Annotated in this window: 15 protein-coding genes; 10 read left to right on the top strand and 5 right to left on the bottom strand. The window is 69.4% G+C overall.

Annotated elements, in window-relative coordinates; all coding sequences use genetic code 11:
• Positions 1-10: 10 nt before the first annotated feature.
• The 3 genes from NON19_RS30275 to NON19_RS30285 form a co-directional block, all read right to left on the bottom strand.
• Positions 11-1,378 (bottom strand): M20/M25/M40 family metallo-hydrolase, encoded by a 1,368-nt coding sequence (locus NON19_RS30275; RefSeq protein WP_255932366.1) that lies wholly within the window; start codon positions 1,376-1,378, stop codon positions 11-13.
• Complete coding sequence (locus tag NON19_RS30280) at positions 1,371-2,213, bottom strand: M55 family metallopeptidase (RefSeq protein WP_255932367.1); 843 nt, start codon at positions 2,211-2,213, stop codon at positions 1,371-1,373. Before NON19_RS30280 ends, NON19_RS30275 begins: the two co-directional genes overlap by 8 nt.
• Positions 2,214-2,348: 135 nt before the next feature.
• Positions 2,349-2,612, bottom strand: a complete 264-nt coding sequence (locus tag NON19_RS30285) for a hypothetical protein (RefSeq protein ID WP_255932380.1) — start codon at positions 2,610-2,612, stop codon at positions 2,349-2,351.
• A gap of 228 nt (positions 2,613-2,840) precedes the next feature.
• Here NON19_RS30285 and NON19_RS30290 point away from each other — a divergent pair, with 228 nt between their 5' ends.
• Positions 2,841-4,502 (top strand): DUF8823 domain-containing protein, encoded by a 1,662-nt coding sequence (locus NON19_RS30290; protein WP_255932368.1) that lies wholly within the window; start codon positions 2,841-2,843, stop codon positions 4,500-4,502.
• Positions 4,503-4,530: 28 nt separating this feature from the next.
• Here NON19_RS30290 and NON19_RS30295 read toward each other — a convergent pair whose 3' ends face one another.
• Both NON19_RS30295 and NON19_RS30300 read right to left on the bottom strand, forming a co-directional pair.
• Entirely contained in the window at positions 4,531-7,047 is a 2,517-nt protein-coding gene (locus NON19_RS30295) for an MFS transporter (protein WP_255932369.1), read from the bottom strand.
• 237 nt (positions 7,048-7,284) lie between these two features.
• Positions 7,285-7,728: an SRPBCC family protein gene (locus NON19_RS30300; RefSeq protein ID WP_255932370.1), complete on the bottom strand. Its 444-nt coding sequence runs from the start codon at positions 7,726-7,728 to the stop codon at positions 7,285-7,287.
• 222 nt (positions 7,729-7,950) lie between these two features.
• On the opposite strand from NON19_RS30300, the gene NON19_RS30305 reads away from it, so the two are divergent.
• The 9 genes from NON19_RS30305 (at position 7,951) to pssA (ending at position 19,225) form a co-directional block, all read left to right on the top strand.
• Complete coding sequence (locus tag NON19_RS30305) at positions 7,951-8,973, top strand: Rv2578c family radical SAM protein (protein ID WP_255932371.1); 1,023 nt, start codon at positions 7,951-7,953, stop codon at positions 8,971-8,973.
• Between the two features lie 415 nt (positions 8,974-9,388).
• A complete protein-coding gene (locus tag NON19_RS30310) occupies positions 9,389-11,191 on the top strand; it encodes a 3-hydroxyacyl-CoA dehydrogenase family protein (protein ID WP_255932372.1) in 1,803 nt (600 codons plus the stop codon).
• Between the two features lie 85 nt (positions 11,192-11,276).
• Positions 11,277-12,065, top strand: a complete 789-nt coding sequence (locus NON19_RS30315) for a TetR family transcriptional regulator (RefSeq protein WP_372514350.1) — start codon at positions 11,277-11,279, stop codon at positions 12,063-12,065.
• 359 nt (positions 12,066-12,424) lie between these two features.
• Positions 12,425-13,786, top strand: a complete 1,362-nt coding sequence (gene ccrA, locus NON19_RS30320) for a crotonyl-CoA carboxylase/reductase (RefSeq protein ID WP_372514351.1) — start codon at positions 12,425-12,427, stop codon at positions 13,784-13,786.
• A gap of 11 nt (positions 13,787-13,797) precedes the next feature.
• Positions 13,798-15,819, top strand: coding sequence for an ethylmalonyl-CoA mutase (locus NON19_RS30325; RefSeq protein ID WP_255932374.1), 2,022 nt, complete (start codon positions 13,798-13,800; stop codon positions 15,817-15,819).
• A gap of 5 nt (positions 15,820-15,824) precedes the next feature.
• On the top strand, positions 15,825-16,337 hold the full coding sequence (locus NON19_RS30330) for a MaoC family dehydratase (RefSeq protein WP_255932375.1): 513 nt from the start codon (positions 15,825-15,827) through the stop codon (positions 16,335-16,337).
• Between the two features lie 3 nt (positions 16,338-16,340).
• On the top strand, positions 16,341-17,552 hold the full coding sequence (locus tag NON19_RS30335; protein WP_255932376.1) for an acyl-CoA dehydrogenase family protein: 1,212 nt from the start codon (positions 16,341-16,343) through the stop codon (positions 17,550-17,552).
• Between the two features lie 169 nt (positions 17,553-17,721).
• Positions 17,722-18,369 carry a phosphatidylserine decarboxylase gene (locus tag NON19_RS30340; protein ID WP_255932377.1) on the top strand — a complete coding sequence of 216 codons (648 nt, stop codon included), beginning with the start codon at positions 17,722-17,724 and terminating at the stop codon, positions 18,367-18,369.
• The gene (gene pssA, locus NON19_RS30345; protein WP_255932378.1) at positions 18,356-19,225 is read left to right on the top strand and encodes a CDP-diacylglycerol--serine O-phosphatidyltransferase; all 870 of its coding nucleotides are present in this window, start codon (positions 18,356-18,358) and stop codon (positions 19,223-19,225) included. Before NON19_RS30340 ends, pssA begins: the two co-directional genes overlap by 14 nt.
• Positions 19,226-19,410 lie beyond the last annotated feature (185 nt).

Genomic DNA, 19,410 nt, shown 5'->3' on the forward strand with positions numbered 1-19,410 from the left:
CGGTCATCTCCTAACGGCTCAGGAAGCGGTCGAGGACGCGGACACCGAAGTGCAGGGCCTCCACGGGCACCCGCTCGTCAACACCGTGGAACAGCGCCCCGTAGTTGAAACCGGGCGGCAGCTTCAGTGGCGTGAAGCCGTAGCCGACAACGCCGAGTCGGGCGAACTGCTTGGCGTCCGTACCACCCGACATGCAGTACGGCACCACATGCGCGCCGGGATCGAAGTGCAGCAGTGCCTCACGCATCGCCGCGAAGGTCGCGGAGCGCACCGGCGCCTCCAGTGGCACTTGCCGGTGGTAGAACTCCCAATTCACCGCGTCACCGGTGAGCTGGTCCAGGGTACGGACGAACTCCTCTTCGCCACCGGGCACTGTTCTGCCGTCCACATGGGCCGTCGCGCTGCCAGGAATCACATTCACCTTGTAACCGGCCGACAGCATGGTGGGATTGGCGCTGTTGCGCAATGTCGTGTCCACCAGGGCGGCCGCCGGGCCGAGTTGGGCCAGCAGCTCTGCCAGGTCGTGGGCTAGATCGTCAGGTGATGTGGCGTCGAGGTCGATGCCGAGCCCGTGCACGGCGGCGAGTTCGGTGAGCGCTGCCCGCACTGTGGGGGTGAGCCGCAGCGGCCACTGGTGTTCGGCGATGCGGGTGATGGCGGCGGCCAGTGCGCTGACCGCGTTGTCGGGATTGGCCTTGGAGCCGTGCCCGGCCCTGCCGTTGGCGGTGAGTTTGACCCATGCGGTGCCTCGTTCTCCCGCGGCGACCGGATAGATGCGCAGGTCGCCGGCGCCGTGGAAGGTGAACGCCCCGCATTCGCTGATGCCTTCGGCGCAGCCCTCGAAAAGCTCGGCGTGCTGCCGGGTGAGGAAGTCCGCCCCGAAGGCCGCGTTGTCCTCCTCGTCGGCGGTGAAGGCGAGCACGATGTCCCGCCCGGGCCTGCGTCCTTGGCGCGCCCAGGCCCGAACCGTCGCCAGCACCATCGCGTCCATGTTCTTCATGTCGATGGCACCACGGCCCCACAGCACGCCGTCTCGCACCTCGCCGGAGAACGGGTGCACCGTCCAGTCGGCGGGCTCCGCGGGCACCACGTCCAGATGGCCGTGGACCAGCAGGGCGTCGGCACCGGGATCCGTTCCTTCGATACGGGCCACCACGTTGGCACGCCCGGGCGCGGATTCCAGGATCCGCGGTTCGATCCCCGCGTCGGCCAGTTTCTCGGCGACGTACTCGGCCGCGGGTCGTTCGACGCAGTCGCCGCCGCCGCGGTTGGAGGTGTCGATTCGAATCAGGTCCGAGGTGAAGCGAACCACTTCGTCGAAGACGACCGTGTCGTCCGGAACGTCTTGTGTCGCTCTCGCGAGCGTTACCTCAGCCATACTGCTCCTCCACCGCCGCCGAGACGAGTGTGGTCACGGCCTTGAAGCATCTGATGCCTTCGTACATCGTCGCCGCGGTGTACTGGACACGGCGTTCGCCACACCGTTCGACCGAGGGCACGACGCAGGCCGCTCCGACGAGGTGCGCGGCGTCGAACTCCACCTCTACCGTGAACGGCCCTGCCTGCGCTGGCGCATGGCGCACCGCCAGTGCGGCTGCCTGTTTGGCCGCCGCTTTGATGTCCGTCGCGGTGCGCGTCGGTGGTCGGCATACGGCGGCGTACCGCGACACGTAATCCTTCACTCCGACGGTGTAGGCGTCGGGTGCGTAGGTGTGAGCGTCGAGGGCGGTGCGGTCGTCGCCGGTGACCAGGATGACGGGGACCCCGTACTCGGCGGCGACCAGCGCGTTGAGCCGTCCCTCGCTGGCCGGTTCGCCGTTGACCCATACTCCGGTGATGGAGTTGGCGAGGTAGGTGTGGGCCAGGACTCCTTCGGTGCCCGCGCCGGTGTGATAGCCGATGAACGCGACGCCGTCGGGTCTGCGGTGGCCCTCGTACTGCACCCCCTCGACCATCGACAGGTCCTTGTGACGCCCCGTGAGCATCTGGGCTCGCGCGTCGAGTTGTTCCAGTAGGAGGTTGCGCATGGTCCAGTGGGCCTCGTTGACCAGGACCTCGTCGGCGCCGCCGTCGTAGAAGCCGGCGATCGCCGCGTTCACGTCGGAGGTGAACATATGGCGGCACCGCTGCCATTGCTCGGTGCCGGGAAGCACGTCCGCGGGCCATGTGACGCCGGTGGCGCCCTCCATGTCCGCGCTGATCAAAATCCTCATGGCTCGGACGGTACGCGTCGGCCGACGGGAGGCACCAGGCCTGTGGATAACTCTAGAGGTCTAGACCTCTAGAGTTATCCACAGGCCTGGTGGTCGCGCTCCACCGGGCGGAGGCTCGGCGGCATGACATCACTCTCAGCGACCCACCACCAGCCACTGCGCAGGAAGATCAATGCGCGAACCGTCCGCGCGGTACTCCGCCATCACCAACTCGATCCGACCCCGCGCGAACACCGAAAGCCCAGGGCCACGCAGCAGTTCGGGCACCGTCGCGTCCCAGCAGCTGCGTGCTCCACTGCTCCAGTGCGATATCAGGCCGTCGTCGTCCTGGACGACCACGGCCAGCGGAATCCGCCCAGAAGCGGCGCTGGTCGACTCGGGCGGCTTGCGGTGGCCCATGGTCCGCGGGACGCCTTCCCTGTGGGTTCGCGGCCCCACGGCCGTCCCCCGGGGTGCAAGATCCGCGACGCCGCTACCACCGTATGGCCCACGGCCACACCCCGTAGATGCGAAGCGAGAATCCGGCGCATACCAGCGCCGGTCATCCGCTACCACGGTCTGGGCGAAGTGCGTGTTAGCGTCCCGTTCTTGGTACGGCATCTGGGGAGAGACCGGGAGCAATCACCCATGAGCACGCTCGAACCGGCCCCTCGCGCCGCGCCACTGCCACGCCCGCCCGCGGCGCTGTGGCTGCGGCATCCGGTTGTGGCGGCGGTGCTGTTGGCAGGTGTGTTCCATGCGGTGTGGGCGCTGTTCCTGACCGCCGAAGGCGGTGACCTGGCGGCGCAGTACGCCTGGAGCGAGTTCGCACAGCACAACCCCGACTCCGCGTACAACCTGTCGTGGTACGGCGGTATGCACCCCTTCTCGTACAGCGTGCTGACGCCCTACCTGATGGCGTTCGCGGGCGTCCGCACCACGGCGATGGCCGTGGGCACCCTCTCCGCCGCCGTCTTCGCCCAGTTGCTGATCCGCTCGGGGGTTCGGCAACCCATGGCACCGGCACTGTGGGGTGCCTTCTCGCTGTGGTGCGACACGGCGTCGGGTCGGGTGACGTTCGCCGTCGGAGTGCTGTTCGGCCTGGCAGCCGTCTGGGTCGCGTACGAGACCTGGGGCACCCGGACCGTGCGTTGCGGGACGGCGGCTGTGCTGGGTGCGCTCGCCACGCTCTCCAGTCCGGTGGCGGGGCTGTTCGTGGAAGTGGTGGCGGCGGCGCTCATCTTCACCGGGCGGCGCAGGGACGGCTGTGCCATGGCGGCCGGACCGGTACTCGTGGTCGCCACGACGACGCTGCTTTTCCCCTTCTACGGGGTGCAGCCGTTCTCTTGGGGCGGGGCGCTACTGCCGACGCTGGTGGCGGCACCACTGGCGCTGTGGGCTCCGAAATCGTGGCGTCCGGTGCGGGTCGGCGCCGCCGTCTATGTGCTGGGGGTGATGCTGACCTTGGCGATCCCCTCACCGGTGGGCAGCAATGTGGTGCGCCTGGCACTGCTGTTCGGTGGTCCGCTGCTGCTCGCGGCCATCGTGGCCAGCGGGAAGGTGGACGTCAGCAGGATGGTCGCACTGGGGCTCGCCTTCGCCGTGGCCGTGGTCTGGCAGATCTTCAAGCCGGTACAGGACCTGCTCACCACCGCGCCCGCGGCGGGCTGGTCGGCCTACTCCCAGCCGCTGATCGCCGAGTTGAACCGGCTCGGCGCGGACCGCGGACGGGTGGAGGCGGTCTCGGCGCAGACGCACTGGGAGTCGGCGGGCCTGGCCCCGTACGTCAACCTGACGCGCGGCTGGAACCGGCAGATTGACGTGGAACGCAACCCGCTGTTCTACCACGGCACGCTGACGCCCGAGGCCTACCACGAGTGGCTGCGTCACTGGGGGGTCGGCCTGGTGGTGTTGCCGAACGCCCAGCCGGACGGCGCCTCGATGGCGGAGGCGCGGATCGTCGCGGCCGGGCAGCCGTGGCTGCGGGCGGTCTGGCATGACGCGCACTGGCGGGTGTTCCGTGTCGCCGACGCGCTGCCGCTGGTCGACTCCCCCGCACAGGTGGTGCGGACGGCGGAGGGTGAGATGTCGGTACGGGTCCCGAAGCCGGGGGCGTTCGTGGTGCGGGTGACCTGGTCGCCGTGGCTCGGGGTGCTGGGCGGCGGGCGCGGCTGCCTGGAGCAGGACGGCGAGTGGACGCGATTGCGGGCGGCCGGACCGGGGGTGTTCCGGATCGGCGCGCGCTATCAACTGCCGCGTGGCACGCCGTGCACGAACAGCGGCACGGTTGCGTTGAGCGCCGCCACCTGACGGGCGCTCAACTCCACGCCAGCGCGCGTCAGTCCTCGTGGCCCAATTGCAGGTCGCGTTCGGTACGCCCGCCGCCCGCTACCTGAAGGACGGTGGCCACCGGGGGGTACCCCGCGGCGATCACGGTGTAGGAGCCCGCCGCCAGGTCGATGAAGCGGAAGACGCCGTCGACGCCGGTGGTGACCGAGTCCACGACGTTGCCCGCCGCGTCCAGCAGCGTCACCCGGGCGTCCTCCACCGGGCGGCCGTCCGGTGCCCGCACGGTGCCGCGTAGCACCGCGCCGCCCGCCAGCTCCACGTCCTGCCGGGTCTCGCGGGCCGCCTGAACGGAGACCGGCAGCGCGGCGGGGCGGAACGCGGGGGCGCTCGCGGCCAACGTGTACTCACCCGCGACGAGTTCGGTGAGCACGTAGGAGCCCTCGCGGCTGGTGCGAGTGCTGGCCACCACCTCGCCCCGTACATCGGTCAGCGTCACGATCGCGTCCGGCACCGGCGTGCCGTCGGCGGTGTGTACGGCACCCGCCAGTCGCCCGGCGCCGCCGAGCACCACGTCGAGGTCGACCGGGCGCTCGCCCACCGTGACACTGACCGCCTGCGGCTGGTGGCCGCCCGCCGCGGCGATGAGCACATAGCTGCCGTTGCCCGGTGTGCTGAGCGCGTACCGCCCGTCGTCACCGGTGGCGCCGCGCCCGATCTGCCGACCAGAGGCGTCGATGAGGGTGAGGGCCGCGCGGGCCACCGTGGTGCCGTCGGAGTGCTGGACCGTACCGCACACGGGAACGCCCGCGCCGGGAGCGGACCGTGCCTCGGGGATGAGCGACTGCGCACCGGCCGCCGTACCGTTCTGGGTCACCGGGGGTTTCTCCTTGAGCAGAAAGGCGAGCAGGAAGCCGAAGACGAGCACCGGCACCAGGTACAGGTAGATCCGCGGCATGGCCTCCGCGTACGCCCGCACATAGCCGTCACGCAGTGGCGCGGGCAGCGCGCGCACCAGTTGCGGGGTGATCGAGTCCGGGTTGGGCAGCCGCGCCGAGTGCGGCAGTCGGACGGCGAGACGGGCGGTCAGCCGATGGGCGAAGAGGGTGCCGAACACCGCGGCGCCCAGTGAACCGCCGATCTGCCGGAAGTAGTTGCTGGCCGAGGTCGCGGTGCCCAGGTCGGTGCGGCGGACGGTGTTCTGCACGGCCAGCACGAGCACCGGCAGGCACAGTCCGATGCCGACGCCCAGCAGGGCCATCCAACCGCTGTAGACGGCGCGGGGGGTGCTGGCGTCGAGCCGGGACAGCAGCCAGGTGCCGACCGCCGCGCAGGCGCAGCCGAGGATCGGGTACGCCTTGAAGTGGCCGGTGCGGCTGACGAGTTGCCCGGCGATGATCGAGGCGGCCACCACGCCCCCGGTCATCGGCAGCGTCAGCAGCCCCGAGCGGGTGGCGGAGGCCCCGTCCACCATCTGCAGGAACGTCGGCAGATAGCTGGCCGCGCCGAACAGCGCGACCCCCACGACGGCGCCGACGAGCCCGCTGACGGTGAACACCCGGTCCCGGAACAGCCGTAGCGGAACGATCGGGTCCACCGCGAACCGCTCGACGATCAGGAAGCCGACGGTGGCGACGAGCGCACCCGCGCCGAGGCCGACGATGACGTCCGACCGCCAGGCATACCGCGTGCCGCCCCAACTCGTCAGCAGCACGAGGCAAGTGGAGACGGCGACGAGCAACAGGACGCCGAGCACGTCCAGTCGCGGCCGGGCGGTGGGCGTCGGCAACCTCAGCGCCAGGCCGACCACCGTGAGGGTGACCAGAGCGAAGGGCACGTTGACGTAGAAGCACCAGCGCCATGAGGCGTGGTCGGTGAAGAGGCCGCCGAGCAGCGGCCCGGCGACCGAGGCCAGTCCGAACGCGGCACCGATCAGACCCATGTAACGGCCGCGTTGCCGGGGCGGCACGATGTCGGCCATGATCGTCTGAACGCCGATCATGAGGCCGCCGCCACCGATGCCCTGGAGTCCCCGGAAGATGATGAGTTCGTTCATCGAGTGCGACCAGCCCGCCAGAGCCGAGCCCATGACGAACATGGCGATCGCGAACTGGAAAACAGGTTTGCGGCCGAAGATGTCGCCGAGTTTGCCGTAGATCGGCAGGCACACGGTGGAGGACAGCAGATAGGCGGTCACTACCCACGACATATGGCCCACACCGCGCAACTCCCCGACGATCTTGGGGAGTGCGGTCGCGACGATGGTCTGGTCGAGGGCGGCGAGCAGCAGGGTGAGCATCAGCCCGAGGAAGACCATCCGCACCCGGCGCGGGCCGAGCGCCACGACGGCTGGCGACTCCTCGGCGCCCGCGTGGCCGGTCTCCTGCCGGTCCTGGCACGCAGGCCGCGCCTCGTGCGGCCGGTGGGTCGGCGGGGCGCCCTGACGCGGTACGCGGGGCGCGTCCGAGGCGCCCGTCGCCCGGTTCGGTGACTTCGGCCGCTCGGCGCCCTGAGACGGCCGCGCGCCGTCCGTCGTCTCGGCCTGCCCGGCCAGTGCGGTCCCGCCCACTGCTGCTCCCCTTCGTCACGCTGCGGGCCATTTCTCGCATTACGCGACAGGAACGAGCAAGCGCGACCTTTCGCCGTGCACGGCGCGGGAGGAGCGGCCAACTACCGCTCGGAAAAGTGCACTTGGCACCCCATCAGGGAATTTCGCACTAGGCGGCGCGCGCCGAGCGCGCGCCTACCTTGCCAAGAAATCCACTCGATTCGGTGAATACGGCTGGCGCCTGGTTTTCGCCGTCGGCTACTTCTCCACGTGCGCCGCGAGATTGGCGAGTACCTGGTCGTGGATGCGGTTGAGGCCCTTGGGGGCGAAGGTCCGCTCGAAGAAGCCGCCGATGCCGGTCGCACCGCTCCAGGTGGCGGAGACGACCACCTTGGCCTTGCCCTCTCCGGCCGGGGTCACGGTCCAGGTGGTGACCATGGTCGAGTTGCGGTCCTTCTCCACCAGCTGCCCGGGCGACGGCTCGGTCACGTCGAGCAGGCAGTCCCGCACCCGCTTGGAGGTGGCCTGGAGCCTCCAGTGCACCAGGGTGCCCGCACCGGCGCCGCCCTCGCGCACCTCGTACTCGCTGTACTGCTCGGGCAGTAGTTCCTTGCGGGCGTGGGCGTAGTCCGCGAGGGTGCCGAACGCCGCCTCGGGCGTGGCGGCGATGATCCGCTCGGTGGTGGCCTCTACCTGTGCCATCTGCTCGTCCTCCGGTTCGCGTTCCGGGGGCTTGGCCTCCGGAAATCCACTCGGTTGCTGGTTCGGGACAGAAGCCAACCACCGTGGGTGCGCGGAACCGAAATCGGGGCCCCGTCCGGCCCACAGCCGCCTAACCCGCGTCCTGGGATCCACCTCGCACAAAATTCGTTCACTTGTTCTATTGTGGTTTTCGGGGGACCGTCGACGCGAGGAGGCAGCAGCATGCGCTGGGACAACCTGAGTCCGGGCGGCAGCCCGCCCGCGCTCTTCGGCACCGACGTCGTTTCGCGGACGTTCGACACCCCGGAGTTCCGCGGCATCACCTTCCACGAGGTGCGGGCCCGCACGATCATCAACCGGGTGCCGGGCGCGTCCCGGATGCCGTTCGAGTGGACCGTCAATCCCTACCGAGGGTGCAGCCACGCCTGTGTCTACTGCTTCGCCCGGAACACGCACAGCTATCTCGACCTCGACACCGGCCACGACTTCGACACGCAGATCGTGGTGAAGGTCAACGCCCCCGAGTTGCTGCGCCGCGAGCTTGCCGCGCCGCGCTGGCGCGGGGAGCACATCGCCATGGGCACCAACGTCGACTGTTATCAGCGCGCGGAGGGGCGCTATCGGTTGATGCCGGGCATCATCAGCGCGCTGCGCGACCACGCCAACCCGTTCTCGATCCTCACCAAGGGCTCGCTGATCCTGCGCGACCTGGAGCTGCTGGAGCAGGCGGCGCGGGTGACCGAGGTGGCCACCGCGGTCTCCGTCGGGTTCACCGACCGGCGGCTGTGGCGCGACGTCGAACCGGGTACGCCCGCCCCGGACAAGCGTTTGGAGGTGTGCCGGACACTTAACGAGCACGGCATCCCGTGCGCCGTACTGATGGCACCGGTGCTGCCGTTCCTGTCCGACTCCCCCGAGCAGTTGCGCGAGACGGTGCGCGCCATCGCCGCGGCCGGGGCCACGTCCGTCACGCCACTGGTGCTGCACCTGCGCCCGGGTGCCCGCGAGTGGTACATGAGGTGGCTCGCCGAGCGCCACCCCCACCTGGTCAGGCGGTACATGACCATGTACGCGGAAGGCGCGTACGCGCCCAAGTGGTACCAGCGCCGCATCACCCGCCAAGTTCACGAACTGGCCAGGGAGTTCGGCATCGGCCCGTCCCGTGCGGGCGCGGCCCGGCGCCTCGGGTCCGCCGCGCCCGAGGCGGCCGTCCCCGCCGGGCCGACACAGCTGACGCTGCTGTGAGGGCACCGCGGGGGTCCGTGCCCATCTGAGCGCCGTCGCTCATCTGAACGCGGCGCAATTCACATGGGCAAAACTCTGGCGCGTAGGTTACTGGCGAGTTACCCTCCCACCAACGAGCCCGCGCACCGCTGACCGTGGTGCCACGGCTCGCGCGCACAGCGGCCTGGTGACGCAGCCACCGTGCGCACAGCACCACCGCACCATCGCGGTTCTCGTCGGTTCGGCATCGCGGCGCGGCCCCGGGACAGGGCCCGCCACACACTCCGCGGACACCTCTGCGCCCGCATGTGCGGGCGCGCGGGTCCACGGGGCATTCCAACTCCCGCGCCGTACGCGTGTGTTCGACGACACGCCCGGTCGCTCCTCAGTCGTCACGCCCCGTTCCCGCACGGGGCACACCCCCTGGAGTTTCGCGATGGACCGTCCGTCCACCCCGTCCCCCTCCGCCTTGCGCACCGTCGCCGTCGTCGGCCTCGGCACCATGGGCTCCGGTATCGCCGAGGTCCTGGTGCGCGCCGGACACGAGGTCATCGGCATCGAACGCTGCGAGCAGGCCGTCGTGGCGGCGACCACCGTCCTGGAGCGCTCCACCGAGCGGGCCGTGCAGCGCGGCAGGCTCACCACGGCCGAACGAAGTGAGGCACTGGCCCGGTTCCGTACGTTCACCGACCTGCACGCCGCCGCCGACGCCGACCTGGTGATCGAGGTGGTGCCGGAGGACTACGACCTCAAGCGCGAGGTCCTCACCGCGCTCGACGCCGTCTGCAAGCCGCAGACGATCTTGGCCACGGGCACCAACGCGCTGTCGGTGACCCGGCTGGCGGCCGAGACCAAGCGCCCTGAACAGGTGCTGGGTCTGCACTTCTTCGCGCCCGCGCAGGCGATGAAGCTGGTCGAGGTGGTCTCCACGGTGCTCACCGCGCCCGAGGCGACGGCCCAGGTGACCGCGCTGGTCAGCGCGCTCGGCAAGGAGGCGGTCCCGGTCGGCGACCGGCCCGGGTTCATCGCCGACGGGCTGCTGTTCGGCTACCTCAACCAGGCCGCCGCCATGTACGAGGCACGGTACGCGACGCGTGAGGACATCGACGCGGCCATGCGACTGGGCTGCGGTCTGCCGATGGGGCCGCTGGCGCTGCTCGACCTGGTCGGCATCGATACCGCGAAGACGGTGCTCGAGGCGATGTACGCCGCCTCACGGGACCGGCTGCACGCGCCCGCGCCGATCCTGGGCCAGTTGGCGGCGGCGGGCCTGACCGGCCGCAAGGCCGGACGCGGCTTCTACACCTACGCCGCGCCCGGCAGCCAGGAGATGGTCGCCGACCAGCAGACCCCGGCCGACGACCGGCGGCAGGGCGCGGGCCGCACCGTGCGCACCGTCGGCGTGGCCGGATCCGGGACCATGGCGACCGGCATCGCGGAGGTCTTCGCGAAGGCGGGCTACCAGGTCGTGCTGGCCGCCCGTGGCCAGGAGAAGGCCGACGCCGCCGTCGCCCGCATCGCCAAGTCCCTTGCCCGCTCGGTCGATCGGGGCCGGCTGTCGGCGGCCGACCGGGACGCGACGCTGGCCAGGATCACCCCGGGGGGATCGTTGGACTCCTTCGCCGAGGTCGACCTGGCGGTGGAGGCCATCGCCGAGGAACTCGCCCTGAAGCAGCAGCTGTTCGAGACCTTCGACAAGGTCTGCCGACCGGGCGCGGTGCTGGCCACCACCACGTCCTCGCTGCCGGTGGTGCAGATCGCCGCCGCCACCTCCCGCCCGCAGGACGTCATCGGCATGCACTTCTTCAACCCGGCCCCGGTCATGAAGCTGGTCGAGGTGGTGCGCACGGTGCTCACCGCGGACGACGTGCGGGCCACGGTGCACGAGGTGTGCGGCGTCATCCGCAAGCACCCGGTGGACTGCGGTGACCGGGCCGGGTTCATCGTCAACGCCCTGCTGTTCCCGTACCTGAACAACGCGGTGAAGATGGTGCAGGAGCACTACGCCAGCGTGGACGCCGTCGACACCGCCATGAAGCTCGGCGGCGGCTACCCGATGGGACCGTTCGAACTGCTGGATGTCGTCGGTCTCGACGTGTCACTGGCCATCGAGCGGGTGCTGCACCGGGAGTTCCGTGACCCGGGCCTCGCCCCCGCGCCACTGCTGGAGAACCTGGTCTCCGCGGGCTGCCTCGGCCGGAAGACCGGCCGCGGCTTCCGCGAATATGCCAGGGCCTGACGACACCAAGGGGTGGGCCGGGGTCTTCCCCGGCCTGGCCCCCAGCACCGGCCGAACGGGGACGCCGGGCGCGCCGCCTGCCGAAATGCAGTACGTTCCCCACATGTCCCAGCCGCGCTCAACTGCCCGAACCACCGCACAACGGCACCGCGTGCGTCAGGAGCTGGCCACGGCCGCGATGCACCTGTTCTCCACGAAGGGGTACGAAGCCACCACGGTCGACGAGATCGCGGCGGCGGCAGGGGTGGCCCGGCGCACCTTCTTCCGCCACTTCCGCTCGAAGGAAGAGGCGATCTTCCCCGACCATGACGACACCCTGGTCCGCGTCCAGGCGGTGCTGGACAGCGCGGACCCCGGTGAGCATCCCCTCGACACGGTGTGCCGCGGAATCACCGAAGTGCTGCGGATGTACGCCGAGTCGCCCGAGGTGTCCGTCGAGCGCTACCGGTTGACCCGTGAGGTCCCCGCGCTGCGCGAGCACGAGATCGCCTCCGTCGCCCGTTACGACCGGCTTTTCACCCGCTATCTGCTGGGTCACTTCGACGAGGCGGCGCACCGTGCGGGCGATGACGACCCGCTGCTGGCCGAGGTGGCCGCCTCCGCGGTGGTGGCCGCGCACAACCATGTGCTGCGGCGCTGGCTGCGGGCGGGCGGCAAGGGCGATGTGGAGGCGCAGTTGAACCACGCCTTCGACGTGATCAGGGAGACCTTCGGCACCGGTATGGGCGTCGGCCGCGCCGAGCCCGCCCCGGCGGCGCCGGTGGCGCAGCAGGACCGTCCGGGCGCGGTGGTGGTGGCGGTGGCCCGTACCGGCGCCTCGCCCGCCGAGGTGCTCAGGGCCGTCGAGAAGGCCCTGGAATCCGGCGTGGACTGACCGCGGACACCCGTACACGACAAGGCCGCACCCGGCTTCGGGTGCGGCCTTGGCCCATCAACGCGTTGCTTGCGTGTCACGGCCGCGTGAAACTCGTCCAAATTGATGGCACGCAGTGTCTTTACGAGTGACACCCCGTGCCATAACCTGGACCTGTCCGGGTGGGCGGCGTGCAGCGAACCTTCGCACGCCGTCTGTCCCCAAGCACCCGGACGCCTGCGTCACAGGCTCCCCCAGACCCCGTCCGGGGGCACTTCCAGCACGCCACAGCGCGCTCACGCACCACCGCCGAACCGACGGCACACCGAGACCCCAGCGTTCCCTCAAGCGTCCCCAAACGCTTCGCCGGAGGCCCCAAAGTGAACGACATCCTCGACGCGATCCTCGCGTCGACCGCATCCAACAGCGGCTCCCCCGCCGTCACCGCCGCCGACTTCGCGGCCCTGCCGCTGCCCGAGTCGTACCGTGCCGTCACCGTCCACAAGGACGAGGCCGAGATGTTCTCCGGCCTTACCACCCGTGAGAAGGACCCGCGCAAGTCGCTGCACGTCGACGAGGTGCCGGTGCCCGAACTCGGCCCGGGCGAGGCCCTGGTGGCCGTCATGGCCAGTTCGGTGAACTACAACTCGGTCTGGACGTCCATTTTCGAGCCGGTTTCCACCTTCAACTTCCTTGAGCGCTACGGGAAGTCGTCGCCGCTCGCCGCGCGCCACGACCTGCCCTACCACATCATCGGCTCCGACCTGGCAGGCGTCGTGCTGCGCACCGGCCCCGGCGTCAACGCCTGGAAGCCCGGTGACGAGGTCGTCGCGCACTGCCTGTCGGTGGAGCTGGAGTCGGCCGACGGCCACAACGACACCATGCTCGACCCCGAGCAGCGCATCTGGGGCTTCGAGACCAACTTCGGCGGCCTCGCCGAGATCGCCCTGGTCAAGTCCAACCAGCTGATGCCCAAGCCCAGGCACCTCAGCTGGGAGGAGGCGGCCTCTCCCGGCCTGGTCAACTCCACCGCGTACCGCCAGTTGGTGTCGCGCAACGGCGCCGGTATGAAGCAGGGCGACAACGTGCTCATCTGGGGCGCCAGTGGCGGACTGGGCAGCTACGCCACACAGTTCGCGCTCGCCGGCGGCGCGAACCCGATCTGCGTGGTCTCCTCACCGCAGAAGGCGGAGATCTGCCGCGCGATGGGCGCCGAGGCGATCATCGACCGCAACGCCGAGGGCTACAAGTTCTGGAAGGACGAGCACAACCAGGACCCCAAGGAGTGGAAGCGCTTCGGCAAGCGCATCCGCGAACTGACCGGCGGCGAGGACATCGACATCGTCTTCGAGCACCCCGGACGCGAGACCTTCGGCGCGAGCGTGTACGTCACCCGCAAGGGCGGCACCATCACCACCTGTGCCTCCACCTCGGGCTACATGCACCAGTACGACAACCGGTACCTGTGGATGTCCCTGAAGCGCATCATCGGCTCCCACTTCGCCAACTACCGCGAGGCGTGGGAGGCCAACCGCCTGATCGCCAAGGGCAAGATCCACCCCACGCTGTCCAAGACGTACCGCCTGGAGGAGACCGGCCAGGCCGCCTACGACGTGCACCGCAACCTCCACCAGGGCAAGGTCGGTGTGCTCGCACTGGCACCGCAGGAGGGCCTGGGCGTGCGCGACCACGAGATGCGCGAGAGGCACATCGACGCCATCAACCGCTTCAGGAACGTCTGAGAGACGGTGCGATGACTGAGCGTCAGAAAGATCGGCCGTGGCTGATGCGGACCTACGCGGGGCACTCCTCCGCCGAGGAGTCCAACGCGCTGTACCGGCGCAACCTCGCCAAGGGCCAGACCGGACTGTCGGTCGCGTTCGACCTTCCGACGCAGACCGGCTACGACCCCGACCATATCCTCGCCCGCGGCGAGGTGGGCCGGGTCGGGGTCCCGGTCGCCCATCTCGGCGACATGCGGCGGCTGTTCCAGGACATCCCGCTGGAGCAGATGAACACCTCGATGACCATCAACGCCACCGCCATGTGGCTGCTGGCGCTGTACCAGGTGGTCGCCGAGGAACAAGGCGTGGACATCGCGAAACTCCAGGGGACGACGCAGAACGACATCGTCAAGGAGTACCTGTCGCGCGGTACGCACGTCTTCCCGCCCGGCCCGTCGCTGCGGCTGACCACGGACATGATCACCTACACGGTGAACCACATCCCCAAGTGGAACCCGATCAACATCTGCAGCTACCACCTGCAGGAGGCGGGAGCCACGCCTGTTCAGGAGATCGCCTACGCGATGTGCACGGCGATCGCGGTGCTGGACGCGGTGCGCGACTCCGGCCAGGTGCCACCGGAACGTTTCGGCGATGTGGTCGGCCGGATCTCGTTCTTCGTCAACGCGGGCGTGCGGTTCATCGAGGAGATGTGCAAGATGCGGGCCTTCGCCCGTATCTGGGACACCGTCACCCGGGAGCGGTACGGCATCGAGGACCCCAAGCAACGCCGCTTCCGCTACGGCGTCCAGGTCAACTCGCTCGGCCTGACCGAGGCCCAGCCGGAGAACAACGTCCAGCGCATCGTGCTGGAGATGCTGGCCGTCACCCTCAGCAAGGACGCCCGCGCCCGCGCCGTGCAACTCCCGGCCTGGAACGAGGCGTTGGGCCTGCCGCGCCCTTGGGACCAGCAGTGGTCGCTGCGCATCCAGCAGGTCCTGGCCCATGAGAGCGACCTGCTGGAGTACGAGGACATCTTCCGCGGCAGCCATGTCATCGAGGCCAAGGTCGACGAGATCGTCGAGGCCGCCACCGCCGAGATCGACCATGTTCAGGAGATGGGCGGCGCCATCCCGGCGGTGGAATCGGGCTACCTCAAGTCGCAGCTGGTCGCCTCGCACGCGCTGCGCCGCGCCCGTATCGAGTCCGGCGAGGACAAGATCGTTGGCGTCAACAGCTTCGAGGCCACCGAGCCCAGTCCGCTCACCGCGGACCTGGACACCGCCATCCAGACCGTCGACCCGGCCAACGAGGCGCTCGTCGTGAAGGCTCTGGGCACCTGGCGGGCCGAGCGCGACCAGGCCCGCGCGCGGGCGGCCCTGGAGGCGCTCAAGGCCGCCGCGGCCACCGACGTCAACCTGATGGAGGCGACGTTGGAGTGCGCACGGGCGGGGGTCACCACCGGCGAGTGGTCCTTCGCGCTGCGCGACGTCTTCGGCGAGTTCCGCGCCCCCACCGGGGTGAGCAGCGCGCCCGTGGCGGTCGCTCCGGAGGCGGGCTCTCCGCTGGCCGAGGTGCGGCTCAAGGTGGCGGCCACGGCGCGGGAGCTGGGCGGCGGCAGGTTGCGGCTGCTGGTCGGCAAGCCCGGCCTGGACGGGCACTCCAACGGCGCCGAGCAGATAGCGGTTCGCGCCCGTGATGCGGGTTTCGAGGTCGTCTACCAGGGCATCAGGCTCACCCCTGAGCAGATCGTCACGGCCGCCGTGGATGAGGACGTGCACTGCGTCGGCCTGTCGATCCTGTCCGGCTCGCACCTGGAACTCGTCCCAGAGGTGCTGCGCTTGCTGCGCGCCGCGGGGGTGGAGGACATACCGGTGATCGTCGGCGGCATCATTCCGTCGGCGGACGCCGAGGCCCTGCGCGCGAAGGGCGTGGCAGCGGTCTTCACGCCGAAGGACTTCGGCATCACCGAGATGATCGGCAGGATCGTGGACGAGATCCGCCGCGCGAACGACCTGGGGAGCCTGGCGGCTCCCCCACAGGAGGCTTAAGCACGATGCAATTCGGTCGCACCTACGAGGAGTTCGAGGTCGGGGCGGTCTACAAGCACTGGCCCGGAAAAACCGTCACCGAATACGACGACCATCTGTTCTGCCTGCTCACCATGAACCACCATCCGCTGCACATGGACGCCAACTACGCGGAGCAGACCACCGATTTCGGCAAGAACGTGGTGGTGGGCAACTACATCTACTCCCTGCTGCTGGGCATGTCCGTACCCGACGTCTCGGGCAAGGCCATCGCCAACCTGGAGATCGAGTCCCTCCGGCACGTCGCGCCGACCTTCCACGGCGACACCATCTACGGCGAGACGACGGTGCTCGACAAGTGGGAGTCGAAGTCCAAGAACGACCGCGGCATCGTCTACGTGGAGACCAAGGGCTACAAGCAGGACGGCACTTTGGTGTGCGTCTTCCGCCGCAAGGTCATGGTCCCCACCGCCACGTACACCAAGGAGCGCGGCGGCGAGCAGCCCGGCCGCCCCGAGCTCAAAGCCCAGGAGAAGTAGACCATGAGCCGCCTCCAGCAGACCGAGGGCCTGACCGACATCCAGCGGGAGATCCTGTCCACCGTCCGGGATTTCGTGGACAAGGAGATCCTGCCGGTCGCGACCGAACTGGAACACCGCGACGAGTACCCCACGCAGATCGTCGAGGGGCTCAAGGAGTTGGGCGTCTTCGGCCTGATGATCCCCGAGGAGTACGGGGGTCTCGGGGAGTCCCTGCTCACGTACGCGCTGTGCGTCGAGGAGATCTCCCGTGGGTGGATGAGCGTCTCCGGCATCATCAACACCCATTTCATCGTCGCCTACATGCTCAAGCAGCACGGTACGCAGGAGCAGAAGGACTACTTCCTGCCGAAGATGGCGGCCGGTGATGTCCGCGGCGCGTTCTCGATGTCCGAGCCGGGGCTCGGTTCCGACGTTTCCGCCATTCGCACCAAGGCGGTGCGCAACGGGGACGAGTACGTCATCAACGGTCAGAAGATGTGGCTGACCAACGGCGGATCGTCGAATCTCGTCGCGGTGCTGTGCCGCACCGACGAGGGCCAGCCGGAAGGCGCCCCGGCGCACCGGTCGATGACCACCTTCCTCATCGAGAAGGAGCCCGGCTTCGGCCCGAACCCCAAGGTCTCCGGCCTCACCGTGCCCGGCAAGATCGAGAAGATGGGCTACAAGGGCGTGGACACCACCGAGTTGGTGCTGGAGGACGTACACGTCCCGGCCGACCGGGTGCTCGGCGGCCAAAGCGGGCGCGGCTTCTACCAGATGATGGACGGTGTCGAGGTCGGCCGGGTCAACGTGGCGGCACGCGGTTGCGGTGTGGCGCGCCGGGCTTTCGAGTTGGGGATCGAGTACGCCCAGCAGCGGCAGACCTTCGGCAAGCCGATCGCCCAGCACCAGGCGATTCAGTTCAAGCTCGCCGAGATGGCCACCAAGGTGGAGGCCGCGCATCAAATGATGATTAACGCGGCCCGTAAGAAGGATTCCGGACAGCGCAACGACCTCGAGGCGGGGATGGCGAAGTACCTGGCCTCCGAGTACTGCAAAGAGGTGGTGGAAGACGCCTTCCGCATCCACGGCGGATACGGCTTCTCCAAGGAGTACGAGATCGAGCGGCTGTACCGCGAGGCACCGATGCTGCTGATCGGTGAGGGCACCGCCGAGATCCAGAAAATGATCATCGGGCGGCGCCTACTGGAGGAGTATCGGATCCAGGGCTGAATGTCCATCTTTGTGGCATTTGTCCGCGAAAAACATCACACCCGGTCATCGGTTTGCGGCCACCGACTCGCCCTTGAGCTTGCCGAGTTGCTGGTCGCAACCGATACCATCGGGAAAAGCCGCCGTCCCCGTTTCTCTCCGCGGCAATCCTCCGCTACGAAGGTCATCCATGCCCCACAGCCCATCCTCTGCACAACGCGGCCGGGTCCGCCTCGCGCGTGGAGCGTCGCCGTGGCTCCTCCCGACCGTCGCCGCCGCAGCGGTCAGCCTGACCCGCGCCCGACGCTCCGGCCGCTGGGCGGCTGTGGCCGTACCGACCACCGCCCTCGCGGCGGGCATGCTGTGGTTCTTCCGCGACCCCGAGCGTGAGATCGCTCACGGCCGCGTGATCTCCCCGGCAGACGGTGTGGTGCAGAGCATCATGCCGTGGAAGGACGGCCGTACCCGCGTCGCGATCTTCATGAGCCCGCTGAACGTCCATGTGAACCGCGCCCCGCTGGCCGGCACGGTCACCTCCGTCGAGCACATCCCCGGCGGATTCGTTCCCGCGTTCAACAAGGAGAGCGAGAACAACGAGCGGGTCGTCTGGCACTTCGACACCGAGCTCGGCGACATCGAGATGGTCCAGATCGCCGGTGCCGTCGCCCGGCGCATCGTGCCCTATGTGGCACAGGGCACCAAGGTGGAACAAGGTGAGCGGATCGGGCTGATCCGCTTCGGTTCACGGGTCGACATCTACCTGCCGGAGGGGATCGAGCCGGCCGTCGAGGTCGGCCAGACCACACAGGCTGGGGTGACTCGCCTTGACCGTGGTTGATCCCGACACACAATCGTCCTGGGTCACCGAGATCGAAGAGGACGACGCGGACGACATGCCGGTGTCCACCAGGCTGTCAATAGCGGACACCCTCACTCTCGGCAACGCCACCTGCGGCTTCATGGCGGTGTACTTCACCACCACCGGTGTGCTGGTCCCGCATCTGATGGGCCAGACCGACGGCGGAATGGCCCGGCACAGCGCCGCCACCGCCGTGATGCTGATGCTGCTGGCCTCGGTCTTCGACCTCTTCGACGGCCTGGTGGCGCGCAAGCTGCGCAGCTCGGCGATGGGCGCGGAGCTCGACAACCTCTCCGACCTGATCAGCTTCGGGCTGGCACCCGCGTACTTCGTGGTGGTCTGGGGCATGGTCGCCGACGACGGTCACCAGCACGTCTCCGCCGTGGCGGCGATCGTGGTGGTACTGGCCGTGGTGCTGCGGCTGGCCAGATTCTCCTGCACCACCATGAAGGACGGCATCTTCCAGGGCATGCCGAGCCCCATGGGCGCGCTGACGATCGTCTCCGCGACGCTGCTGCGGCTGCCGTTCCTGCCGACGCTGGCGATCATCGTCTGCGTGGCGTGGCTGATGGTAAGCCGGGTCGAGTACCCCAAGCCGCGCGGTCGGCTGGCGGTCGCCACCCTGTGCTGGATCTTCATCAGCATGGGCTGCCTGGCGGCGTGGGCGGCCGACTCTCCGGCCGCGCAGGTGCTGCTGCAGGCCGGTGCGGCGCTCCAGGTGGTGATGGCGGCGGTCATTCCGCTGTTCGCCACCTTCCGGCGGGTGAACGCGATCCGGGGCAACCGGCGCGACGCCCGGGCCGCGCGGGCCACGGAGCGCCTGCCGCTGGGCTGAGCACGGTTGTGATCCACCCTGCCGTGGGGGGGGGGGGGGGGGGGGGGGCCCCCCCCCCCCACGCCGGGGGGCTTGGTCGGCGTCACGGCGGGTTCTAACCGCCGGGCGGCGCGGTGCGGGGTCGCGCGCTGCCGACCCCACCTCGGCCACAAGCGGAAGGCGCCCCTCAGCGTGCGGCGCGCGCC

Origin of the sequence: Streptantibioticus rubrisoli (genome assembly GCF_024436055.1) — a bacterium.
GTDB classification, from domain to species: Bacteria; Actinomycetota; Actinomycetes; order Streptomycetales; family Streptomycetaceae; genus Streptantibioticus_A; species Streptantibioticus_A rubrisoli.

Bases quoted from the DNA above. Each gene is read 5' to 3' on its own strand.
- NON19_RS30285 (WP_255932380.1), bottom strand. From the start codon at position 2,612: ATGGGCCACCGCAAGCCGCCCGAGTCGACCAGCGCCGCTTCTGGGCGG.
- NON19_RS30325 (WP_255932374.1), top strand. From the start codon at position 13,798: ATGACTGAGCGTCAGAAAGATCGGCCGTGGCTGATGCGGACCTACGCG.
- NON19_RS30310 (WP_255932372.1), top strand. From the start codon at position 9,389: ATGGACCGTCCGTCCACCCCGTCCCCCTCCGCCTTGCGCACCGTCGCC.
- NON19_RS30335 (WP_255932376.1), top strand. From the start codon at position 16,341: ATGAGCCGCCTCCAGCAGACCGAGGGCCTGACCGACATCCAGCGGGAG.
- NON19_RS30330 (WP_255932375.1), top strand. From the start codon at position 15,825: ATGCAATTCGGTCGCACCTACGAGGAGTTCGAGGTCGGGGCGGTCTAC.
- NON19_RS30300 (WP_255932370.1), bottom strand. From the start codon at position 7,728: ATGGCACAGGTAGAGGCCACCACCGAGCGGATCATCGCCGCCACGCCC.
- NON19_RS30315 (WP_372514350.1), top strand. From the start codon at position 11,277: ATGCAGTACGTTCCCCACATGTCCCAGCCGCGCTCAACTGCCCGAACC.
- NON19_RS30305 (WP_255932371.1), top strand. From the start codon at position 7,951: ATGCGCTGGGACAACCTGAGTCCGGGCGGCAGCCCGCCCGCGCTCTTC.
- NON19_RS30280 (WP_255932367.1), bottom strand. From the start codon at position 2,213: ATGAGGATTTTGATCAGCGCGGACATGGAGGGCGCCACCGGCGTCACA.
- NON19_RS30275 (WP_255932366.1), bottom strand. From the start codon at position 1,378: ATGGCTGAGGTAACGCTCGCGAGAGCGACACAAGACGTTCCGGACGAC.
- NON19_RS30290 (WP_255932368.1), top strand. From the start codon at position 2,841: ATGAGCACGCTCGAACCGGCCCCTCGCGCCGCGCCACTGCCACGCCCG.
- NON19_RS30340 (WP_255932377.1), top strand. From the start codon at position 17,722: ATGCCCCACAGCCCATCCTCTGCACAACGCGGCCGGGTCCGCCTCGCG.